Source organism: Nostoc sp. DedQUE12b (genome assembly GCF_034530835.1).
Classification (GTDB): domain Bacteria; phylum Cyanobacteriota; class Cyanobacteriia; order Cyanobacteriales; family Nostocaceae; genus Nostoc.
In genome coordinates, this window is record NZ_JAVRCI010000026.1 from 26476 (window position 1) to 45262 (window position 18787).

The window sequence follows — 18787 nt, forward strand, 5'->3', positions numbered from 1 at the left end:
AATTAAGCTCCCTCTTCACTGCTGATCAATCGTGAGTACACCCCCTCTACTTGCCACAATTCTTCGTGAGTGCCTCGTTGCACTACTTTTCCTCGTTCAAGGACGATGATTTCATCACAATCACGAATCGTGCTTAATCGGTGTGCAACAATTAAGCAGGTACATCCACGTCGCCGCAGATTTTGGTCAATAATTTTTTCCGTCTCCGAATCTAGAGCGCTGGTAGCTTCATCCATAATCAGGATTGAAGGATTATTAACTAAGGCGCGGGCTATTTCTAATCGCTGTCGTTGACCTCCACTTAAATTAGCCGCTCCTTCAATTAGTTCTGCATCAAATCCGCCAGATATGGAGAAAATTACATCATCAATCGCAGCATCCTTACTAGCCCGCACTAGATTTTTATCTGGTACTGTGGTATCCCATAAAGTCAAGTTTTCTCTGACAGTTCCGCCAAACATCAAAATATCCTGCTCCACCAAAGCGACGGAGTTAGTTAATATCGATTGCGGGATCTGGTTTCTAGGTTGACCATCAAAGCAAATTTCTCCTTCCCAAGGTTCGTAGAGTCCGCTTACCAGTTTGGCTATAGTAGATTTGCCAGAGCCGCTCCCGCCTACTATAGCTACTCGCCCTCCAGGCTTGACCGAAAGGCTAAAGTTTTCAATCAGAGGCGGATCTAAGCGGCTATAGCCAAATGTGACATTCTCTAGTTCGACGTACCCCTGTAATCTGGGCAGAAAAGATGAGTCAGATAAAAAGATTTTTTCTCCCCCTGCTCCCTGCTCCCTGCTCCCTGCTCCCCCTGCTTCCCCAGCTCCATCAATTGGGTTATCCAACACATCATCTAAGCGAATCAAATTGCCCTCCATTTCCTGAAGGGTACTACCGAAGTTGACAAGATTATTAACAGGTAGCAAAAAGCTCTGCATCAGTCCTTGAAAAGCTATAAGCATTCCAATGCTGAGGTGTCCATCCATCACTCGTAAACCACCTACAACTAATAAAGCCATTGATGAAAGGGAAGACAAAAGTGTAGGTAATATTGAGAAAGTCTGGTTTGTCACCCCCAGTTCTTGCTGAGAATTGATCGCCTTGGTGTAATACCCTGACCACCGCGAAAAAAAATCTGATTCCAACCCTGATGCTTTGAGAGTTTCTATACTTTGGAGAGCCGCTATAGATGCGCCAGCCGCTTTACCATACTCTTGGATTAATCGCTGATTAGCATCGACGCGCTGACGGGAGATCCACTGCAAGGTTAAGACATTCACAATAGCAAAACTAGCTACAACTAAAGTCAGTACCCAGTCATATTGGAGCATGACTAAAGCGTAAAAAATTACCATTACCGCATCAATGACTGTGGTCGCCAATCGCCCTGAAAGGACATCAGCAACTTGGTCGTTGAGACTGGTACGGTTACTAATTTCACCTGCGAACCGTTGAGCATAAAAACTAACTGGTAGGCGCAGGATGTGCCAGAGAAAACGGCTGGACATTCCCACAGACAGCTTGACTTTCAAGCGGCGTAGATAACGTAACCGCAGTAGTGTTAATACTCCTTGGAGGACTGCTGCGATCGCCATTGCCAATAACAACGGACGCAACCAGTGCTGCCGTCCTTGCACCAGAATTTCGTCTACAAACACTTGACTAAATACTGGTACAGCCAGCCCGACGAGTGTTAACAAAAATCCTGCGAGCAGACAGTAAATTAATACACCAGTAGCACCCTTTAGCCGTGACCACAACGATAAAATCAGGCTAGGTTTACGTCCCCCTTTTTCAAACTCCGGCCCTGGTTCCATAACCAGCACTACTCCGGTATACCCCTCGTCAAATTCCTGCCGGGACACCTTTCGCGGCCCAGTGCCTGGGTCATTCAGATAAACCCAAGCAGAGCTAAATCCTTCTACTACTAAGAAGTGGTTGAAGTTCCAGAACACAATATAGGGAGGGCTAAGGTCTGGAAGTTGATCCAGTTCCTTTTTAAAGCCTTTTGCTTGCATTCCATAGCTTCTGGCAGCTTTGAGGACGTTGGAAGCTTTGCTGCCATCGCGGGAGACTCCACACTCTCGACGCAGTTCTGGCAAAGGCACAATCCGACCATAGTAACCCAAAATAATTCCCAAAGCTGCGGCACCACATTCTACTGCCTCCATTTGCAAAAGCGTGGGTGTCTTTACCCGCTTGCCTGGATTTTTCAGCAGGTTTTGCAGGTACTGCAAAGGATTAATCGGTGCCACTAATGATGGATTAGTAGATACCACTGACAGACCTCAGAATAGGTAAAACAAACGTAATCGGCGCTCGCTCTTCCACCTTGACTCGTACAGATGTAGTCGTTCCGGAAGAGATTTTTAGCTGCGGCCCATTGGAAGAAGACCACTTATAACCGCTAAAAGTAGTAGAATCTGACTGCAAGTCAGCAAATACTTGAATAAGTGCCTCTTGCTTTTCCCCCACCAAACCTGCAACCACTTCAGGATTACCCACTACACTAGCGGCTGCTTCTCTGGTAATCGGAAATGGTGAGACAGTGGTAATCTTACCGACAATACCGCCAAAGCGTTCCCGTTTTACGGTTTGGGGTGTAATTTGCAGCCTCATACCTGGTTGAATTTTCTTACCTTCTCCAACCGGAAAATAGGTAATGCCAACCATTTTGCTAGATGGATTTTCTGCATCTATGCTTCCTAAACGGGTTCCAGCATTAATAACCTGCCCCGTTGTCACAGTGATTTCTAGAATACGCCCTGAGTGTTGAGAGATAATCTGGCTGTTATTGCCTAATTGTTGTTCTAGTCTGGCAATTTCTCGCTTGACTTCTTGAATCTCGTTTTTGCGAGTAGTTGCAGTTTGCAGGTCTTCTTGAGCGAGAGTAGCTACTTTACTGTTCTGTTCTTGCAACTGGGCTTGGATGTTTTTGATTTCGTTCAGATTTGAGAGATATTGCTGTTGTGCATCTGCTTCCTTAAGGTCTAGTTGCTTCAACTGAGATTGTGCCTCATCGATACTTGCACGGGCATTGTCATATTGTTGCCGCGCTTCTAAGACCACATCATCAGGAATCGCGCCTTCTTTTAAAAGCTTCTGGCGGTTTACTAATCTCTTTTTATGAGTAGGAAGCAGCCCTTGGAGCGTTTGTAAGCGTCGCTGTAAGTTGAGGCGATCGCGCCCGATTGACACTAGCCCTTTCTCCCTCAACACAGGTGTCAAATCCTGCACAATTTTGAGTCTTTGCTCAAGAGTTAAGCGTTGCTCTTGGATTGCCTTTGTATCAAGCTGCTGACGCTGACCTTGTAACAAACTAGCGTTGCGATCCTGATCTTCTAGTTGGACTAGTTTAGCTCGCGCTAGTTGTAGTTGCTTACGCAAGTCAACTTGGTCAACTGTTGCTAGTACATCTCCCTTCTTGACGACATCTCCAACATTGACATTTAGAGCAAGTAACTGCCCTGCACCTTTCGATTGCAACGGCAAAACGTTACGTGGATAAATCAGTACCCCTTGACCTTCCACGGTAATCGGAATCCGTCCATAGATACTCCAGACTACGGCAACTGCTACCAATGAGCCTAAAGCAGTTAGAGGCAGCCAGCTTTTAGGACTGACCACCTGCATTAATTGGTCTAGTCTTTCAGGAGAAGATAAACGCTCCAGTGACTCTTTTCGGAATAAGTTTTGCTTTTGTTCGACCATTTAGGATTCCTCGACAATCACTTCTGCTTGAACTGAGGACTGAAAAATTTGGTGGCGGGTCTAAATTCCTGATTAAAGACTACCGTTGGTGCTGAAGTTAAATGATTTACATAAAAAAACTAAATACCTGTTCTATTTAGAAGTGTAAGTAGTAAAATCTCTGAAAACAATCTACTTTTTTTTGATAAGACTAGCATTTTTTTAGATATAGTTTCTTGATAACAACGGATAGATTGTTAGATATTATTGTAAAAAATTATGTTTCAAAATAAAATCTATTTAAAGACACGTTTAGTAAATTAATTTGTAGCAGACCGAATCACTGGTCTAGAGTTAGGTGCTGATGACTATGGTGTGGAATTTAGCTTATTAGAGTTGTTAGTAAATTATTCGGAAGAGATTTTTTTGCGATTAGAAGTGTTACAATTATGGGGTTTTGTACCAGAGGTTTATACAGATACCCGTGTGGTAGATGTGCATATCTCTAGAAAAGCGGACAAAGGTAAAATCCGATCCTAATAACCCAGAATTTCTCCTGACAGCAAGAGGTAGTGATTATTTTTTCCTACGAATTATTTCTTGCTGTCAGGAATAGCAGAAAAATATGACTAAACTCATCTTGATTACAGGCATAAGCAAAGGTCTAGGTTATGCCATGACCGAGGGTTTTATTCAACAGGGACATACTGTTATTGGTTGCGCTCGTTCATCAGATGCGATCGATAAAATACGCCAAAAGTTTAGTGCTACCAATGATTTCACATCTGTAGACGTGGCAAATGAACAGCTTGTAAAAAAATGGGCAGAACACGTACTTCACAAATATGCACCGCCAGATATAGTGATTAATAATGCGGCAATTACTAATTACCCAGCACCTTTGTGGGAAATACCATCCGAAGAATTTTCTGATCTAATAGATATCAATATCAAAGGAGTAGTGAATATAATTCGCCACTTCGTACCAGCAATGGTGGAAAATAAACGGGGTATTATTGTTAACTTTAGTTCTGGCTGGGGACGTTCTACTTCAGCCCAAGTTGCACCATACTGTGCTTCCAAGTGGGCAATAGAAGGATTAACTCGTTCTTTAGCACAAGAATTGCCGACTGGTATGGCAGCTATACCCCTCAATCCAGGAATTATTTATACAGATATGCTCTCTATTAGTTTTGGAGAAGAAGCTGCTAATTATACACCAGTGTCCGATTGGGTATTGAAAGCTGTGCCATTTATTCTCAATTTAAAACCCAAAGATAACGGGATTCCTTTGACTGTACATTAAAAAGTCAATCTTAGTTGCAATCGTTGCCATTAGGTGTTGACAATTGAATTATCTCCGAAAAACGTGAATACTTAACCACATCGGTAGGAGCATAATCCGCCGACACTGCAATTAACCCAATTTTTAGATCCTCGAAATAAATCACACCCCCAATACGCCCTTCAACTTGGAAAGCTCCATGAAATAAATGATAGGGAGCTATGTAGATTAGGAAAAAGTCAGTAATCTTGATTGCCCTATCAAACATCTGCTGACCAGTTTTGTGAAGGACAGCATCTAAATATTCATTATAAACAGGCTCACCCAGGTCAGTGAATTCTGGCTGAGCCGCAAAATGATCCATATAAAATAACCAAATATCAGACAAGTCTGCAACGTCCGTCAGTTTTTGCTTAAGTTCTTGCAATCGGTCGATTTTCATAGTGTGCATCTTAAGGAGATAGGACAAACAGACAGCACTGTTAAAACAGTTATCAATTATATTTGTTATCAGTATCAAAATAAATCTAATTTTTTCTTAAACGGCTTAACATCCAATCAAATCTTGTTCCAGCCAATGCCATGCTATCTAAAATATTAGAATCTAGTTCATCTTCATATTCAATATTTTCATCCAGTGATTGACCTTTGCTATAAATGCGTCTGCCATAACCAAGCCGACTGAACATTTCCTGTAATCGATTTGCAAGCAAAGTAGCAATCACCCGATAAAATCGAGAAGCAAAACCTATATCCTGTTGTAATTTTGCTGCTAATTGTTGTCGAGGAATTGACAATACAAGCGAGTCTCCAATAGCCCTGATAGTTGCTCCCGGCAAACGGGTATCAATGAAAGCTGTTTCTCCGACGATTTCGCCCTTGGATAATCTTGCTATCTCTCTGCTTGTAGTTTCGTCACCTTCTAAAGCTGCAAAGGCACGAGTTAAAGGATTGCGTTCATCCTCAGAAACAGAAACTGTCATTGTTCCATCTAGTAGGATGTACAGTGCATCCACAGGGCCTCCCTCACGGATGAGTACTGTATTAGGGGCAATTTTTTGACTAGTACCTGTAGCAATCAGCCAATCGATGTCGCTATCATGCAATTGTTCTAAAACAAATAGCATATCTCTGAGCGTATTGCTCTTAACAAGTTTGCTATGACCAAGTTGAGTGATTCTGTTTGCAAGTAGAATAGTGATCGCTCGATAAAACCGACAAGCAAAACCAATATCCTGCTGCAATTTTGCCCTCAATTGGTGCCAAGAAATAGATATTATCAACGATTTTTCAGTTGCTTCAACAGTGGTAGCAGCTGGGCGAACATTAATAAACGGGATTTCTCCTACTATCTCACCACTTGATAGGCTACCAATCTCTCGTTTTAATGTTTCACTATCCTCCATAGCTGCAAAAGCTCGATCCAGAGCATTGTTTGTAGCTTGTGAAACAGTAATTGTGAATGTTCCATCGAGTATTATGTGTAAGGTATCTACGGCTTTTCCTTGCTGCACAAGGATAGTGCCAGCAGGTATTTCCTTTTTTTGACCTGTAGCGATCATCCAATTGATGTCACTATTACTCAATTCCTTAAGTAGAACTTCTGTCATAACTTATATAAATTTAAGTTCAGTTTCTGGATGCTCGACTTGCCCCTCTGTGAGAGTTGTCGGCAATTGGTCTAAAATTTTTTGGATATAGGAATGCGCCTGAGAGGCAGCCAATTCTTCTAATGTCAAATATGTCAAAGCTATTAACATAATCGGTTGACTATTGAGAGTTCTTAACTCGCCTCCATGTTCAGCATCAAAGCGTTCCAAATTCTCAGCAGCAGACTTCACCAATGCTTGCAGAATCTTAAATGCGCCCTCTGAAAGCGGCGGTTGACCTCGATAATTTTGCAATCTTCCTCCTTCTCGGTAATCTGGAAACGACTCCAGCCCCAGAAAACGCAAAAACCAATCAGCCCGATAATGTCCTATAGCCGCCACAATACCTCTGTAGTCAGCAATCAGTTCGTCGAGCAGATTGTTCCGCATCGAGCCGAATAAGCGCTGTGTCAAGTAGTGGGTACATTCATGTTCCAGCCGAATATTTAGGGAAATACGCCGCCATTCTGGTTCTGAAAGTCCGATGTCGTTGGCTGAAACATTGCTATAGAAACCGTCACTCAAAATAATCAACCGATCTTGATAGAGCTGCTTTTGCGGGATTAGTCGCCCAAATTCTTCTAACCAACTACTTTCGGAGCAGTTACCAAAATTTTTCACTGACCACTGTTGGCGATACTGGCGAACCCGATCCCAGTTGTTGAAACCAGTAACTATGCAAGCTCCCATAGAAGCGGGGACTGGTAGTGGTTCATTCCGCATTGTTAGCGCCTGTACCAAAAAAACAAAATCTTCTCGATTCCTGGTGAGCAAAACCGGGATAACTCCAGCCAAGCTTTGATGTAGGATCAACTGGAGTTGCTCAGGTTGCTGCAAAATCAAACCAGTCGCCTCGACCATACCATCCACTGAAGCACCCTTACGGGTAGCAAAGCGGTATGCCTCTGTTTGGCTAATGCCTTGGAGTATGGGAAACTTTAACTGTACCAACTTGGTTGATAAAGCTTGAAAGACTCCTACCTCTTGAGCCAAAGTGGCGTATTCTTCCCAGGCGGTTACATGGGGTTCGGGTGGAAGCGGAAACTTGGCGGGGAGTTTTGAAAAGCTGCGATCAAAGATGTTTTGATTGTAGGCAAGCAATTCTTCTGTCTCCAAGGCAGTAGCACCATAGTAAGCAAGTATATTAGTACGAAGTTGGTGTTGGTTCAAGTGCGATCGCCTCCCACTAATACCTCTTTTAACTCAACTTTATCCACAATCTGCCGAGCAATTTCTTGCACCGTCTGGCTAAAAGGATGGTCAGCGTAACGCAGGCAAAACAAACCACTGCTGGCTAACTGAATTATCTCTTCAGAAAGAGGCACAATACCAGCCACTGGAGTGTTGTAGATTGTCTCCATTTGTTGTCGGAGAGCGTTGAAATCCATTGCTGGTAGCACCTTATTAATTACTAGCAGCATTTTATCCACCTTTAATTTTTTCGCCACCTCCACCGTTACCGCAGTACCCTGAAAGTCTTGGCGGTCTGGACGCAGGATGACGACTAAGATATCAGAAATAGCGATCGCTAGTAAGGTTTCTTCATTCAAACCAGGGTGAGTATCAATCAACAAATAGTCCAGGTTGAGATAGCGGATTAGATCCTCAAAGCCGTCGTTGAGTTTGCCTACGTCATAACCCTCGCGTAAGATGCGGGAAATTTCCCCTGCCTTAATACTCGAAGGAATCAGGTAGAGGTTGCCATTTGCTCTAGATGTCTCCCCTTCCGCATTTAAAGTATGACTAACATCGTAGGCAGCATCTTTAATTACACAGCGCCCCCATAAGTAGTCATTGAGGGAGCGATTCATCTTGTCCTCGTCTAGACCAAAAATAATATGAATCCCTGGTGATTGAATATCGGTGTCAATAATACCTACACGTTTTCCAAGACGCGCAATAGTAGCGGCTAAGTTTGCAGTTAAATTTGATTTGCCTGTACCACCACGAAACGAATGAATAGATACAATTTTGGACATAATGTCATACTCCGAACAGTTATCAGTTATCAGTTATCAGTTATCAGTTAGCGCGACCTTTAAGATTTTGTGCTTTTTGGTGTAACTGTTGGAAATAGTCGGTTTCTGTTTCATCATTTTTGGGCATTCGCCCCTTGATTTTTTGCGCTTTTTGTTGCAGTTCCTGGAAATAATCTGTCTGTGTGATGTCAGCTACCTGACGTGCCTTTTTCGCTTCGTCAATTTCAACGTTTAATTCCATCACCTGCTGTTTGAGCTTCTGTTCTCGTGCTTTCACCTCTTGAGCCATTTGCAGGAAAACGCGCACTAGTTGACCAATATCATCATTCGCGTCAGACGCTTTAGCTAACTGATGAGTATCAAAATCATCCTGCTCTACCAGTGATTGTGCTGCTTTTGTTAGGGCACGAATCGGTTTGGCAATACTTTGCGCTAAAATCAAGGCGATGATTGTTGCGATCGCTCCTACTGCCAGTAAGCTGTAACTGTTCTGCCAAATGAGTTGATTCAAGGGAGCATCAAACTGTGCGTGGGCTTTGTTCACCCCTAACACCCAAGGTTGCTCTTGTAAAGGAGCAAAGCCGACCATTTGGCGCGTCTGCTCAATTGGGGAATAATAGCTGGTGTGACTTGTCTGTTTAGCTCCCACGATCACAGATGCTAACTCTGGAACGTCCAAGCTTTTGATTTGATCGACGCCATAAAGCCTATCGGTTTCGCTCTGCTGTTGTTTGTTAGCTGGCAAGGGGGCTAGGCTATGATAAAGCAGCGATTTATCAGGATGGCTAATGATGACTCCACGCTCGTCAACCAAGAAGGCATAACTTTGAGAGCCAGCCTGCAACGCATTTACAATCGCCCAGATGTCTTCTCCTTTGATTTTTAAGACCGCTACACCGACAATCTTGCCACCCTCAGACCTTACAGGATTGGAGAAGTAAATGCCTGCTCGTCCACTCGTTGTACCAACTATAATGCCAGAGACGTAAGGGCGTCCCTGAATGCTATAGCGGAAGTATTCACGGAAAGCGTAGTTTTGAGAAATGAATGTGGGGTCAGTGGCAGCAAGACAGCGCCCCTTTGTATCTATGATGTAGACAACATCATAGTCAGGGTTGGAGCGAAAGACGTTATCTAACGTTCGTTGCATCGAGGAGCGGAAGGCAGTTTGCTTCTGAGGATTAGTAGCAGCCAGAAAACCCACTACATCCTTGTCTGTACTGACTTGAACGGCAACGCGCTGGATATCGATAATTAGCTGGTCGAGGCGACTAGCGTTACTAGTCGCTAAGAGTTCCAGTTTGCGGTATTCGCTGTCCTCTGCACTCTTGAGGCTTTCTTGGAGGTTGTGATACGTGGTGAAGCTCATCGGTATGAGAGCAACTGCAAGCAGTGCTACCGAGAGTTTGGTTCTGATAGACCAGGCAGAGGGGTTAAATAACCTACGCAAGACTTTACCAAAGCTGGTTTGCTTTAAACCCGACCATACCTTAGTGGGTAGCTGGTAAGGGACAACCTTTAGTCCACCTGCGTTCACGAAGTGTCTCCTTTGGAGAATCGCATCTAGCTCTGTATCACTGATACTATCACCTGACTTTGAGATTTGAGCTAAAGCAGCTTCCCATTCTGGCAGTGTAAAACTATAGCCAGCAGCTAGTACGATTTCTAGGCGTTGCTCATCACTGACAGCGTTTTGGAGTTGCTTTTGCAACAGTTCATCCGTGGCTATCCGCTCATAAAAGGCTCGTGCGCTTTCAACAGACATACAGTTATCAGTGAACAGACATACAGTTATCAGTGAACAGTTATCAGTTATCAGTTATCAGTTAGTATGTATAAGTTGTTACTTTTACATACTAATAATTAATGAACAGTTTGGTGTATGAGAAGGCATATCAGTTTGCTATTAGGATTGTTAATGCACATAAATACCTAAATCGAGAGAAAAAAGAATTTGTTTTATCAAAACAATTGATTAGAAGTGGTACATCAATTGCAGCTAATATTGCAGAAGCAAATGGAGCGATATCAACAGCCGATTTTTCTGCAAAAATATCTATTGCTTACAAGGAATGCCTGGAAACTAAATATTGGCTGTCGTTGTTGAAAGATACAGGATATTTTGATGAAAAATCATTTCACAGTATATATAAAGATGCAGACGAAATCGGAAAAATACTCTTCTCCATCCTTAAAAAAACAAGAATCACTGATAACTGATAACTGATAACTGATTTAAATCAGTTGCCTCAATCCCAGAGAGTAGCAGTAATTTCTGCCATGTCCAAGGACTGCTTCGCCTTAACAAGAACCTTTAAAAAGGCTTGCCGATTTTGCCAACCAGAACGCGGTAGGATAGGATACCGAGCATCCGAAACATTGTCGATTCCTTGGTTGGGAAGTGATTCTTTCTCTGAAGCAGGAGAATTACTTGTTTGGCTCATATTACACCTCTTACTAAGGCGTAAGTAGATTTGGGTTCATCCTGCCAGCTATCTGACCACTGAATGCGATCGCTAGTAAAGTGAAGTGAGTCATCAACAGGCCAAGGAGCGTCAATCGCCTCCTCAATCAAGGCAAATTCCCCGTTATCAAAGGGAAGTCCCTGCGCCCGCACCTTTGGATAAACCCGCTCTCGCATCCCCCGCTTTGCCTGCTCTAAGGCGCGATGGTGGCAATAAGGATTGTTCCCCCTGCGATCGAAGAATACGTGCGCCGTCCAAGTGCAACCTCCTCGGCAAAGTTCAGCATACTCGCAGGTTTTACAGAATCCCCACAGGTGTTCTGTTCCTTTGGGAGTATCGGCATTGAGGTTAAACCGCAGTTCTTCTGTCTGTTCAACAATTTCTCGTAGAGAGCGGTTACGGATATTACCGCCAGTGTAAGCTGCTGTAGGTAGTGAAGGGCAGCCTTTAACTGCACCATCAGCTTCAAGACCCAATGTAGACAGCCCTGCACCGCAACCTTGCCAAAATCCCCATTCATTCCCACCTCCGCGCATCAGCCGCTCATACGGGCCGTAGTAGCCGATATTATTACCAGGTTGCATCCTGACTCCTTCACGACTAGCCCGCTTGCTCACACGGGCAAGCATTGGATAAAGGTCTAGTAGTTCATACGGTTGGAGGAGAATGTCTGCGTTGTCTGCCGCGTTGCCCATAGGAACCGTAAGTTGAATCTGCCAAGCCCTAGCACCTGCATCACGAATTTGCTCGTAAATTAAAGGAAATTCTGGAGCAGACAAGCGGTTGATTTGGGTGTTGCAGCCAAAATAGATGCCAACTTCTCGGAAGTGGCTCATGGTTTTGAATGCAGACTGCCATGAACCTTTTTTACCACGTAGGCGATCATGCGTCTCTGCTGTGCTACCATCTATAGAAACAGAGACACTGGCAATTCCTGCTTGCTTCATCCGGCGGGCGGTTTCTAGGGAAATGCCAAAACCTCCTGTAGTCATGCCACAGAGCATTCCTGCTTGCGTGATGGCTTGGGCAATCTCTAGCCAGTCGGGACGCATAAACGCTTCGCCACCAATCAGCGTCACCTCTTTAATCCCTACTTCAGCCAACTGCTTGACTAAATCCAAAGCCTCTTCTGTAGAAAGTTCCTGAGTGCGGGCTTGCCCTGCTCTCGAACCACAGTGGTTACAAGCAAGGTTGCACTTTAAGGTAATTTCCCAAACGGCATAACTGATTCTGCGGTATTTCTTGGACACAACATTTTTCTCCATTAAAAAAATAAATTCAGTTTGGATGCTGTGTTGTGGAGAGAAAAATGTATTTTCTCTCCTTTTTGGCCATGAGCTGTACTCAGTTAATCAGGAATGTTGAAGAGTGCTGGCGTACCATAAGCTGGTAGCAGCATCGGTAATCCACCGCTAACTACTTGCAGTTCCGATTCACTCAGTTCGCTACTAGCATTTGACGTTTCAAATTGAGCTTTGGCGGCTTCCCATTCTTCGGAAGTAAATTCATAATCAGCAGCTTGGAGTATTTGCTGACGTTCTTCTATAGAAGTCGCCTGCTCTAATTGCGTTCGGAACGTTTCATCTGTGGTCATTCTGGAATAGAATGCCTTTGCACTTTCAATAGACATAGATTTCTCCCATTTTTTCGGTTTTGCTTAGTGTGTAGCGGGATGCGATCGCTTCATTCAATTGAAGAGGAGCTTGAGTTATCAATTACCACTAACTCAACTTGAGTTTGGTAAAAAGTTTTATCAAAATCAAGAGCATCACCACGAGTAGGATGTACCTAAGAACTATCAACTTAGCTTAAGGAATACAAGTTCCGCTTACAATGCACAATCTTTCAGTCAGACTAACCAATTTTTCGGTTTTGTAAGATGCATTATGGAATGCGATCGCTACTTAACTCAAATAGAGCAACGCTTACTTTATAAACTCATATTACGACTCTAAAATCTACAGTTTAAAGGGTGTAGATGGTTTTCATTGGTGGATTCAAATCGGAGCTTAATTGTAAGCAATTATCCGAACATAATATGAGGCATCTATACGAAGCAGAAGTAAAAGAATTGTTAGTTTAACCGAAAGTTTGTGCATTGTAGCTAGAGATTGCTTTCCTTAATCTAGGAAGTATCAACAGAAATGAAATGTCCCTTGAAAGCGTAAGAGCATTTTACGAAAGACTAACAAAACGATGTTTCTATACTTTCCGTAGCTTCAAAACCTGCTTTCTGAGATGGGAAAATATTCCACTTATTAGGGACATTCTTCTTTTGATACAAACTTAAATCGTTAAGGAAAGATAATCATGACTAGCAGTATGCAGCGACCAACATCGCAATCATTGCCTGTACTTAAATTTCCACCTGTTCCTCCAGCGACGGATGCAGATATTCTTGCTTACCTGCGTCGTTCTTTTAAAACGAAAAGAGTGACCGCTTTAGCTGAACGTGATGCAATGATCTTAAAGTTCGCTGAGCAGCTTGGTGTTACTGTTTCTGATGAAGAACTTCAAGAAGCAGCAGATGCATTTCGGCGCAAATATAAGTTATTAAGTGCTGCCGAAACTCTCTCTTGGCTCTCCAATCATAAAATAACTACACATGATTGGTCTGAAGGTCTCAAAATTGAGCTGCTTACAAAGAAGTTGGAAGAGTATCTCTTCGGAGCGCAGGTTGATAGCCATTATTTGGAAAACCGAGATACTTACAAACGCGCTGCTTTCTCTCAGATTCTGGTATCTAGTGAAGTGGAGGCTCAGCGATTAGCACATGCTATCCGGGAAGAGAACGCTTCCTTCAATGCATTGGCCCTAGAACATTCACGGGGTCTAATTTCTAGAGCTAATGCAGGCTTTGTTGGCGTTCGCTTTTTTGGCGAATTACGACCAGAGCTTGCACAAGCGATGTCAGAAGCGAAAGAAGGCGAAATAGTTGGGCCAATTCAGACAAAGCTAGGCTACCATATTATCCGAATTGAGAAGTGGTTCCCCACTGAACTCACCACCCCCCAAAGAAAGCGTATGCTGGCAGCTATGCTCAAGCTGGCTGTGACTAGTATTGAAATCACCGCTACCTCGGATGGGACTGAACTGTTAGCAGACAATGAAAGCTATATGAGTGAGCTATCTGAAGATGAGCTTAGTCTAGTTGCTGGTGGTAGCACTCCTCTCTCCGCTTTATATATTTCTGGCGCTGCTGTTTCGGCGGGTATCGCAGCAATAAGCGCTGGTAAGCAACTCGTCGATGAAGTACAGGGCGACGACTGATAAGTTTCAGTAAAAACTTCAAAGGAAAAGTAAGAAAACTAAATTGGAGATTTTCTATCATGGCAGATGTTCGTATTGATGACTTACAACCCAGTGAAAATGAACTATTGGCAGACGATGAAAGCTATATGGATGAGCTATCTGAAGATGAGCTTGGTCTAGTTGCTGGCGGTAGCAGTCCTATTTGTGCAGCTAGTGTAGCCGCTGCTGCTTCAAGCGGGCCGTGTGCTGCTGGTGCTGGTGTAGTTTCCGCGAGTGTTGGCGCAGTTGCTGGTGTTGTCTGGGGTTTCACAGATGATTAGAACTAATCGTAAACTTCAGTAAAAACTTCAACGAAAAGCCAGTTGAAGAATTGACATAGTTACAACTGAGTAGGTAGACGTAGAGTTTAATCTACCTACTTAGTGATAACAATAATGGACTGCGGTGCTGTTGCCGAAGATTTTAAGAAGTCTTAAAATCTGTAATCAACTCAGTTGGTATGCAAATGGAAACTAACAACCGAAATAAACTGTTTTATTCATTCATCATTGCAAGCCAATTTGTCTTTCTGCTCATGGGACTGTTTCTTCTCTACATAAGGGAATATGGAACAGCAGCTTCGGTCCTGCTCCTCACTACTGGGATACCATGCCTAGCGATTAAAGGTAATCGTTTTATCTCATTTCTTAGCTGGGCTAGTATAGGCATCGCCTTGATCGCTTTAGGAACGTGGTTCTTCAAAAGATAGCACATAGGTACTACGAAGCTTTTTATGTACTGTTGCAAGGAATTCATTCAGGGAGAGATAACTAATGCCGTTTTTACTGAACTCTGAAAATGTTTCTCGGTATTTATTAAAATCGAATCTTTGTGCTGAACAAGAATTAGAATTTCTTCAAGTAGAAGCAGGGGCATTTGGAAAAAATTTTAATTTGTTAGTTACTTTATCAAGTAACTGCAAGCTACTTGTTAAACAGGAACGTCACTGGCGTAACGGTAAAACGGCTAACGAGTTTTTCAAAGAATGGCAGTTCCATAAATTACTACGCCATATTCCAGAACTCAGTCAACTTTCTTCAAAAGTTTCAGAATTACTTCATTTTGATGAAAGCAACTCAATTATCGTATATAAATACCTGCTCAACTACCTGGATTTAGATAAATTTTATCGTAAGGAGCAGACTTTTCCAGCCATTATTGCTACTTCGATTGGTAGGACTTTGGCAGTGCTACATGGCGCGACAATAAATCAACAGAAGTGCAGCAATTTTATCTCTCAAGTTCAAGAAGAAAAATCTCCAGATCATTTTTATAATCCTGCCCAACGGCTGGAGCGAATTGGACCCGAGATTTTCGGCTCAATTCCAGATGATTGTCTTAAGTTTTTGGTTCTTTACCAACGCTATGAAAGCCTGGGAGCAGCAGTAGCAAAACTGACAGCTAGTTTGCATCCTTGCTGCGTAATTCACAATGACCTCAAGCTAGATAACATTTTGCTTTATGATGGCTGGGAGCAATCTGCTTTGCAGGGGAACCAGTTGCAAGGAAACCTGATTAGACTAATTGACTGGGAGCGCTGTACATGGGGAGATCCAGCTTTTGACTTGGGGACAATACTAGCCAGCTATTTGCGGATATGGCTTGACAGCTTGGTTGCAGCTCCTTCTATTGAGATAGAAGAATCTTTACGTCTAGCTATGACGCCTTTGAAGGTTCTCCGCCCATCAATAGTTGCCCTCATGAAAGCTTATCTTGAGAATTTTCCGGAAATTCTGAAGCATTATTCTGACTTTCTTCAGCGAGTCGTTCAGTTTGCTGGACTCGCTCTAATTGAAACGACCAGGGCGTTCATTGATTATCACAAGTATTTTGGTAATAGGAGTATCTGCATGTTGCAGGTTGCCAAGAGCTTACTGTGCCGTCCAGAACAATCAATGATAACGATTTTCGGCATATCAGAATCTGAATTAGCTCGCCTCAATAGCTCTCCTGCTTAAATTTTTCTCACGCTTAACTACCTTCAGTGAAGACTGAACGCTTATGCAACAGCTAAATTACTTGCAAGACCAACTTCCAAGTTCTTCTCCAAACAGATTATTAGAGGCTCTGCAAGACATTGTCCGGAACGTTCGGATTGAGTCTAATTTCCGGATTAATCATCCAGATTACAAACCCTCGGAACTCCCAACGGAGATGCTGACCCGCTTTCAGCAAGTGCCTCAAAACTTACAGAAAAAGTATCTGAGTCTACACCTACGAAATTTTCTCTACGGTATCCACTACAGTGGTTCCCTGCGCTCCACGCTGGCACTGGATACAGACTTAGATAGTTTAGCACTTCGCAAAAAGTTAGAGAACAATACCTTTATGGGGATAGATATAGAATTCTTCGCACGATTGCACGAAAGCAATTGTGGAAAAGGCTACTTTGATCCTGGATGGCGTGTGCTAAGGCAGGAAAATGATGGCAGCCTGGCAGTGAAAAAAGGCGGTCTTACCTTACACATTGAACGAAACCGACATCTACAGTTGACAGAGCAATCGTCAACTGTAGGAGATTTAGTCGCAATCTGGACACCTCGTAATCGAGTTCAGAACGGATTCTATGTGGCAGTTGGCAACGCTGGTCAGGAGAATCACAGCAATTTAGATAGTCATTCTGGAATTGTGCGAATTTACTTTAACTTAAGCTTTGAAGGTGCAGCTGCCGTTATGAAATGCATAACGCAGCAGCTGAACGAAATACAACTTCCCTTTACCTTCAAAGTTTTATACAATCCTTCTGACTATGGGCGCTTTGACTCAGGCGTTCTCTACTTTAATAAAAGTAACTACGAAGGTGTAAGACAAGTCATTCAGACTGTTTATAAAGAAAATAAAAGGTATTTTCAAATAGAAGTGCCTCTATTTACAAAGTTTATTGCACCAGGTCTTGCTCTAGCAGAAGAACCCAATCATAAATTTTCCACACAAGAGAGTTTTGGTATGAACCGTTGCCAAATTGTTGCCAATGGTTTATTGGAAGCTTGGCAAAAAGGTGATAACTCTCCAGAGGCGCGCATGACAGCTATTATTCAATATTTTGCGCTCTTAGAAATTGATTTGCAACGTTCCTATCTCAATGCTAATTCTGAAGACATTTACACTCAGTTGAGTTTATAAATATGCCGCAGTCTGTAGTCACACTAGGCAAAGACAACTCTACAAAGGCTAATTTTCCAGATTTAGATCTGCCTTTTTACCGCAAGCTTGGGCGAACTGATCTGACTGTCAGCTGTTTAGGGCTGGGAGGCGGAGGCGGGATTTCAAGTGAGGATAGCCTTTACGCCTTTGAGCAAGGAATCAACTATTTTTTCTTTTCTAGCGATTTACACCACTTTTTATACAGAGAGATGTCTGGGGCACTTCGTCAATTGTGCAAAAGAGGCTCCTCAGTCAGAGAAAAGGTTATTCTCGCAACCGTGACTTACAACAAAAGTCCAGAGATGGCCTTTGCTGCCCTATACGATCAGTTTAGTGAGCTAGGGCTTGACTACATTGATGTGTTTTTTTGGGGCTGGATTGGAGCGAATGATGGTTCAGCTCTCAGTAATTGCTTGCAACTTTCTCCTGATCTTAGAGGCCCAAACTGCGTTTATAAAAGAACGGTCGAAAGAATCTTTGAAACTTCAGAACGCCTTAAAAAAATGGGTGCAGTTCGTTACATCGGTGCCTCTTTTCATGATCTCAGTTTGGCTCAACAGTGGTTGCATAGTCCCCTGCTAGATGTGGTGATGGTTAGACACAATGTTGCTCATCGCTCTGCCCAAAATCTAGTATTCAAACATCTGGATAATGAAGATTACCAACGCCCAGGAATTGTAACTTTCAAATCTGCTAGCGGCTCTCATACAGGCCCTCTATGGTTAGCTCCTGCTGGATTGCCGGAAGCTTGCTGGCGACCTTCTGTCCCTGATTTGTATCGCTACTCTTTGACACAAAATTGTGTAGATGTTTGCTTAACGGGACTGACACGACGCGAAGAGATTGATGCAGCGATTAATGGAGTTAAACAAGGTAAACTAACTGCTGCTGAATTGGAGTACCTTAATATTTATGGGGATTTACACCGCAAGAAGCTGAACATTAAAGAAGTTTCACCTGAAAAATTACTTTACCAAGACTAGTAGTCCTTATGAGGGAACAAAAAGCGCTAAGACACAGATAGGATAAGCCTCATAGCCCTCTTTCCTTGCTGATAGTATTTATACTTATTAAGATTTAGTGTCAATAATTTGGCGACTAATTCATAGGAATTTTCGGCATTGCTGAATTAAAGTATGAATCTAGATGTAGAGACGTAGCAGTGCTACGTCTCTACAAGGATTTTGGTATTATGTAAAATCATTTTCATACATGGAATCAGCAACGCCCTTTTTCTTTTACCACAAATTGCTACACTCTTTGTAATATAAGCATTCTAGACCATTTTGT

At 42.9% G+C, this 18787-nt stretch carries 17 protein-coding genes and 1 pseudogene; 8 read left to right on the plus strand and 10 right to left on the minus strand.

What is annotated here, in order from left to right; all coding sequences use genetic code 11:
- Positions 1-2 precede the first annotated feature (2 nt).
- Complete coding sequence (locus RMY16_RS15140; RefSeq protein ID WP_322737045.1) at positions 3-2273, minus strand: NHLP family bacteriocin export ABC transporter peptidase/permease/ATPase subunit; 2271 nt, start codon at positions 2271-2273, stop codon at positions 3-5.
- Positions 2260-3705, minus strand: coding sequence for an NHLP bacteriocin system secretion protein (locus tag RMY16_RS15145; protein WP_322737046.1), 1446 nt, complete (start codon positions 3703-3705; stop codon positions 2260-2262). The genes RMY16_RS15140 and RMY16_RS15145 overlap by 14 nt, the downstream gene beginning before the upstream one ends.
- Before the next feature lie 306 nt (positions 3706-4011).
- On the opposite strand from RMY16_RS15145, the pseudogene RMY16_RS15150 reads away from it, so the two are divergent.
- A pseudogene (locus RMY16_RS15150) lies at positions 4012-4300 on the plus strand (winged helix-turn-helix domain-containing protein); the annotation flags it as partial.
- Between the two features lie 9 nt (positions 4301-4309).
- The gene (locus RMY16_RS15155) at positions 4310-4990 is read left to right on the plus strand and encodes an SDR family oxidoreductase (protein ID WP_322737047.1); all 681 of its coding nucleotides are present in this window, start codon (positions 4310-4312) and stop codon (positions 4988-4990) included.
- 10 nt (positions 4991-5000) lie between these two features.
- Here RMY16_RS15155 and RMY16_RS15160 read toward each other — a convergent pair whose 3' ends face one another.
- From RMY16_RS15160 to RMY16_RS15180, 5 genes are all read right to left on the minus strand, one after another.
- Complete coding sequence (locus RMY16_RS15160) at positions 5001-5411, minus strand: hypothetical protein (protein ID WP_322737049.1); 411 nt, start codon at positions 5409-5411, stop codon at positions 5001-5003.
- An 85-nt stretch (positions 5412-5496) separates the two neighbouring features.
- A complete protein-coding gene (locus RMY16_RS15165) occupies positions 5497-6579 on the minus strand; it encodes a cyclic nucleotide-binding domain-containing protein (RefSeq protein WP_322737051.1) in 1083 nt (360 codons plus the stop codon).
- Positions 6580-6582: 3 nt separating this feature from the next.
- Positions 6583-7788, minus strand: coding sequence for a DUF7005 family protein (locus RMY16_RS15170; RefSeq protein WP_322737053.1), 1206 nt, complete (start codon positions 7786-7788; stop codon positions 6583-6585).
- A complete protein-coding gene (locus RMY16_RS15175) occupies positions 7785-8597 on the minus strand; it encodes a MinD/ParA family protein (RefSeq protein ID WP_322737055.1) in 813 nt (270 codons plus the stop codon). The genes RMY16_RS15170 and RMY16_RS15175 overlap by 4 nt, the downstream gene beginning before the upstream one ends.
- Positions 8598-8640: 43 nt before the next feature.
- On the minus strand, positions 8641-10362 hold the full coding sequence (locus RMY16_RS15180; protein ID WP_322737057.1) for a Nif11-like leader peptide family RiPP precursor: 1722 nt from the start codon (positions 10360-10362) through the stop codon (positions 8641-8643).
- Between the two features lie 101 nt (positions 10363-10463).
- Here RMY16_RS15180 and RMY16_RS15185 point away from each other — a divergent pair, with 101 nt between their 5' ends.
- Positions 10464-10817: a four helix bundle protein gene (locus RMY16_RS15185; protein WP_322737059.1), complete on the plus strand. Its 354-nt coding sequence runs from the start codon at positions 10464-10466 to the stop codon at positions 10815-10817.
- Between the two features lie 29 nt (positions 10818-10846).
- Here the strand turns inward: RMY16_RS15185 and RMY16_RS15190 are convergent, their stop codons facing one another.
- From RMY16_RS15190 to RMY16_RS15200, 3 genes are all read right to left on the minus strand, one after another.
- Complete coding sequence (locus RMY16_RS15190) at positions 10847-11041, minus strand: hypothetical protein (RefSeq protein ID WP_322737061.1); 195 nt, start codon at positions 11039-11041, stop codon at positions 10847-10849.
- Positions 11038-12312 (minus strand): nif11-class peptide radical SAM maturase 3, encoded by a 1275-nt coding sequence (locus tag RMY16_RS15195; protein WP_322737063.1) that lies wholly within the window; start codon positions 12310-12312, stop codon positions 11038-11040. Before RMY16_RS15195 ends, RMY16_RS15190 begins: the two co-directional genes overlap by 4 nt.
- Before the next feature lie 98 nt (positions 12313-12410).
- Entirely contained in the window at positions 12411-12692 is a 282-nt protein-coding gene (locus RMY16_RS15200) for a Nif11-like leader peptide family natural product precursor (protein WP_322737065.1), read from the minus strand.
- A gap of 680 nt (positions 12693-13372) precedes the next feature.
- On the opposite strand from RMY16_RS15200, the gene RMY16_RS15205 reads away from it, so the two are divergent.
- The 5 genes from RMY16_RS15205 to RMY16_RS15225 all read left to right on the plus strand — a co-directional run bounded on the left by RMY16_RS15205 (position 13373) and on the right by RMY16_RS15225 (position 18480).
- Complete coding sequence (locus tag RMY16_RS15205; protein WP_322737067.1) at positions 13373-14332, plus strand: peptidylprolyl isomerase; 960 nt, start codon at positions 13373-13375, stop codon at positions 14330-14332.
- A 59-nt stretch (positions 14333-14391) separates the two neighbouring features.
- Positions 14392-14634, plus strand: coding sequence for a hypothetical protein (locus tag RMY16_RS15210; protein ID WP_322737069.1), 243 nt, complete (start codon positions 14392-14394; stop codon positions 14632-14634).
- 492 nt (positions 14635-15126) lie between these two features.
- On the plus strand, positions 15127-16311 hold the full coding sequence (locus RMY16_RS15215) for a phosphotransferase (RefSeq protein ID WP_322737071.1): 1185 nt from the start codon (positions 15127-15129) through the stop codon (positions 16309-16311).
- 43 nt (positions 16312-16354) lie between these two features.
- Complete coding sequence (locus tag RMY16_RS15220) at positions 16355-17476, plus strand: T3SS effector HopA1 family protein (RefSeq protein WP_322737073.1); 1122 nt, start codon at positions 16355-16357, stop codon at positions 17474-17476.
- Between the two features lie 2 nt (positions 17477-17478).
- A complete protein-coding gene (locus RMY16_RS15225) occupies positions 17479-18480 on the plus strand; it encodes an aldo/keto reductase (RefSeq protein WP_322737075.1) in 1002 nt (333 codons plus the stop codon).
- Positions 18481-18787 lie beyond the last annotated feature (307 nt).

Excerpts from the sequence above, each read along its gene's own strand:
- RMY16_RS15145 (WP_322737046.1), bottom strand. The coding sequence starts at position 3,705 with ATGGTCGAACAAAAGCAAAACTTATTCCGAAAAGAGTCACTGGAGCGT.
- RMY16_RS15155 (WP_322737047.1), top strand. The coding sequence starts at position 4,310 with ATGACTAAACTCATCTTGATTACAGGCATAAGCAAAGGTCTAGGTTAT.
- RMY16_RS15160 (WP_322737049.1), bottom strand. The coding sequence starts at position 5,411 with ATGAAAATCGACCGATTGCAAGAACTTAAGCAAAAACTGACGGACGTT.
- RMY16_RS15165 (WP_322737051.1), bottom strand. The coding sequence starts at position 6,579 with ATGACAGAAGTTCTACTTAAGGAATTGAGTAATAGTGACATCAATTGG.
- RMY16_RS15175 (WP_322737055.1), bottom strand. The coding sequence starts at position 8,597 with ATGTCCAAAATTGTATCTATTCATTCGTTTCGTGGTGGTACAGGCAAA.
- RMY16_RS15180 (WP_322737057.1), bottom strand. The coding sequence starts at position 10,362 with ATGTCTGTTGAAAGCGCACGAGCCTTTTATGAGCGGATAGCCACGGAT.
- RMY16_RS15185 (WP_322737059.1), top strand. The coding sequence starts at position 10,464 with ATGAACAGTTTGGTGTATGAGAAGGCATATCAGTTTGCTATTAGGATT.
- RMY16_RS15190 (WP_322737061.1), bottom strand. The coding sequence starts at position 11,041 with ATGAGCCAAACAAGTAATTCTCCTGCTTCAGAGAAAGAATCACTTCCC.
- RMY16_RS15200 (WP_322737065.1), bottom strand. The coding sequence starts at position 12,692 with ATGTCTATTGAAAGTGCAAAGGCATTCTATTCCAGAATGACCACAGAT.
- RMY16_RS15205 (WP_322737067.1), top strand. The coding sequence starts at position 13,373 with ATGACTAGCAGTATGCAGCGACCAACATCGCAATCATTGCCTGTACTT.
- RMY16_RS15210 (WP_322737069.1), top strand. The coding sequence starts at position 14,392 with ATGGCAGATGTTCGTATTGATGACTTACAACCCAGTGAAAATGAACTA.
- RMY16_RS15215 (WP_322737071.1), top strand. The coding sequence starts at position 15,127 with ATGCCGTTTTTACTGAACTCTGAAAATGTTTCTCGGTATTTATTAAAA.
- RMY16_RS15220 (WP_322737073.1), top strand. The coding sequence starts at position 16,355 with ATGCAACAGCTAAATTACTTGCAAGACCAACTTCCAAGTTCTTCTCCA.
- RMY16_RS15225 (WP_322737075.1), top strand. The coding sequence starts at position 17,479 with ATGCCGCAGTCTGTAGTCACACTAGGCAAAGACAACTCTACAAAGGCT.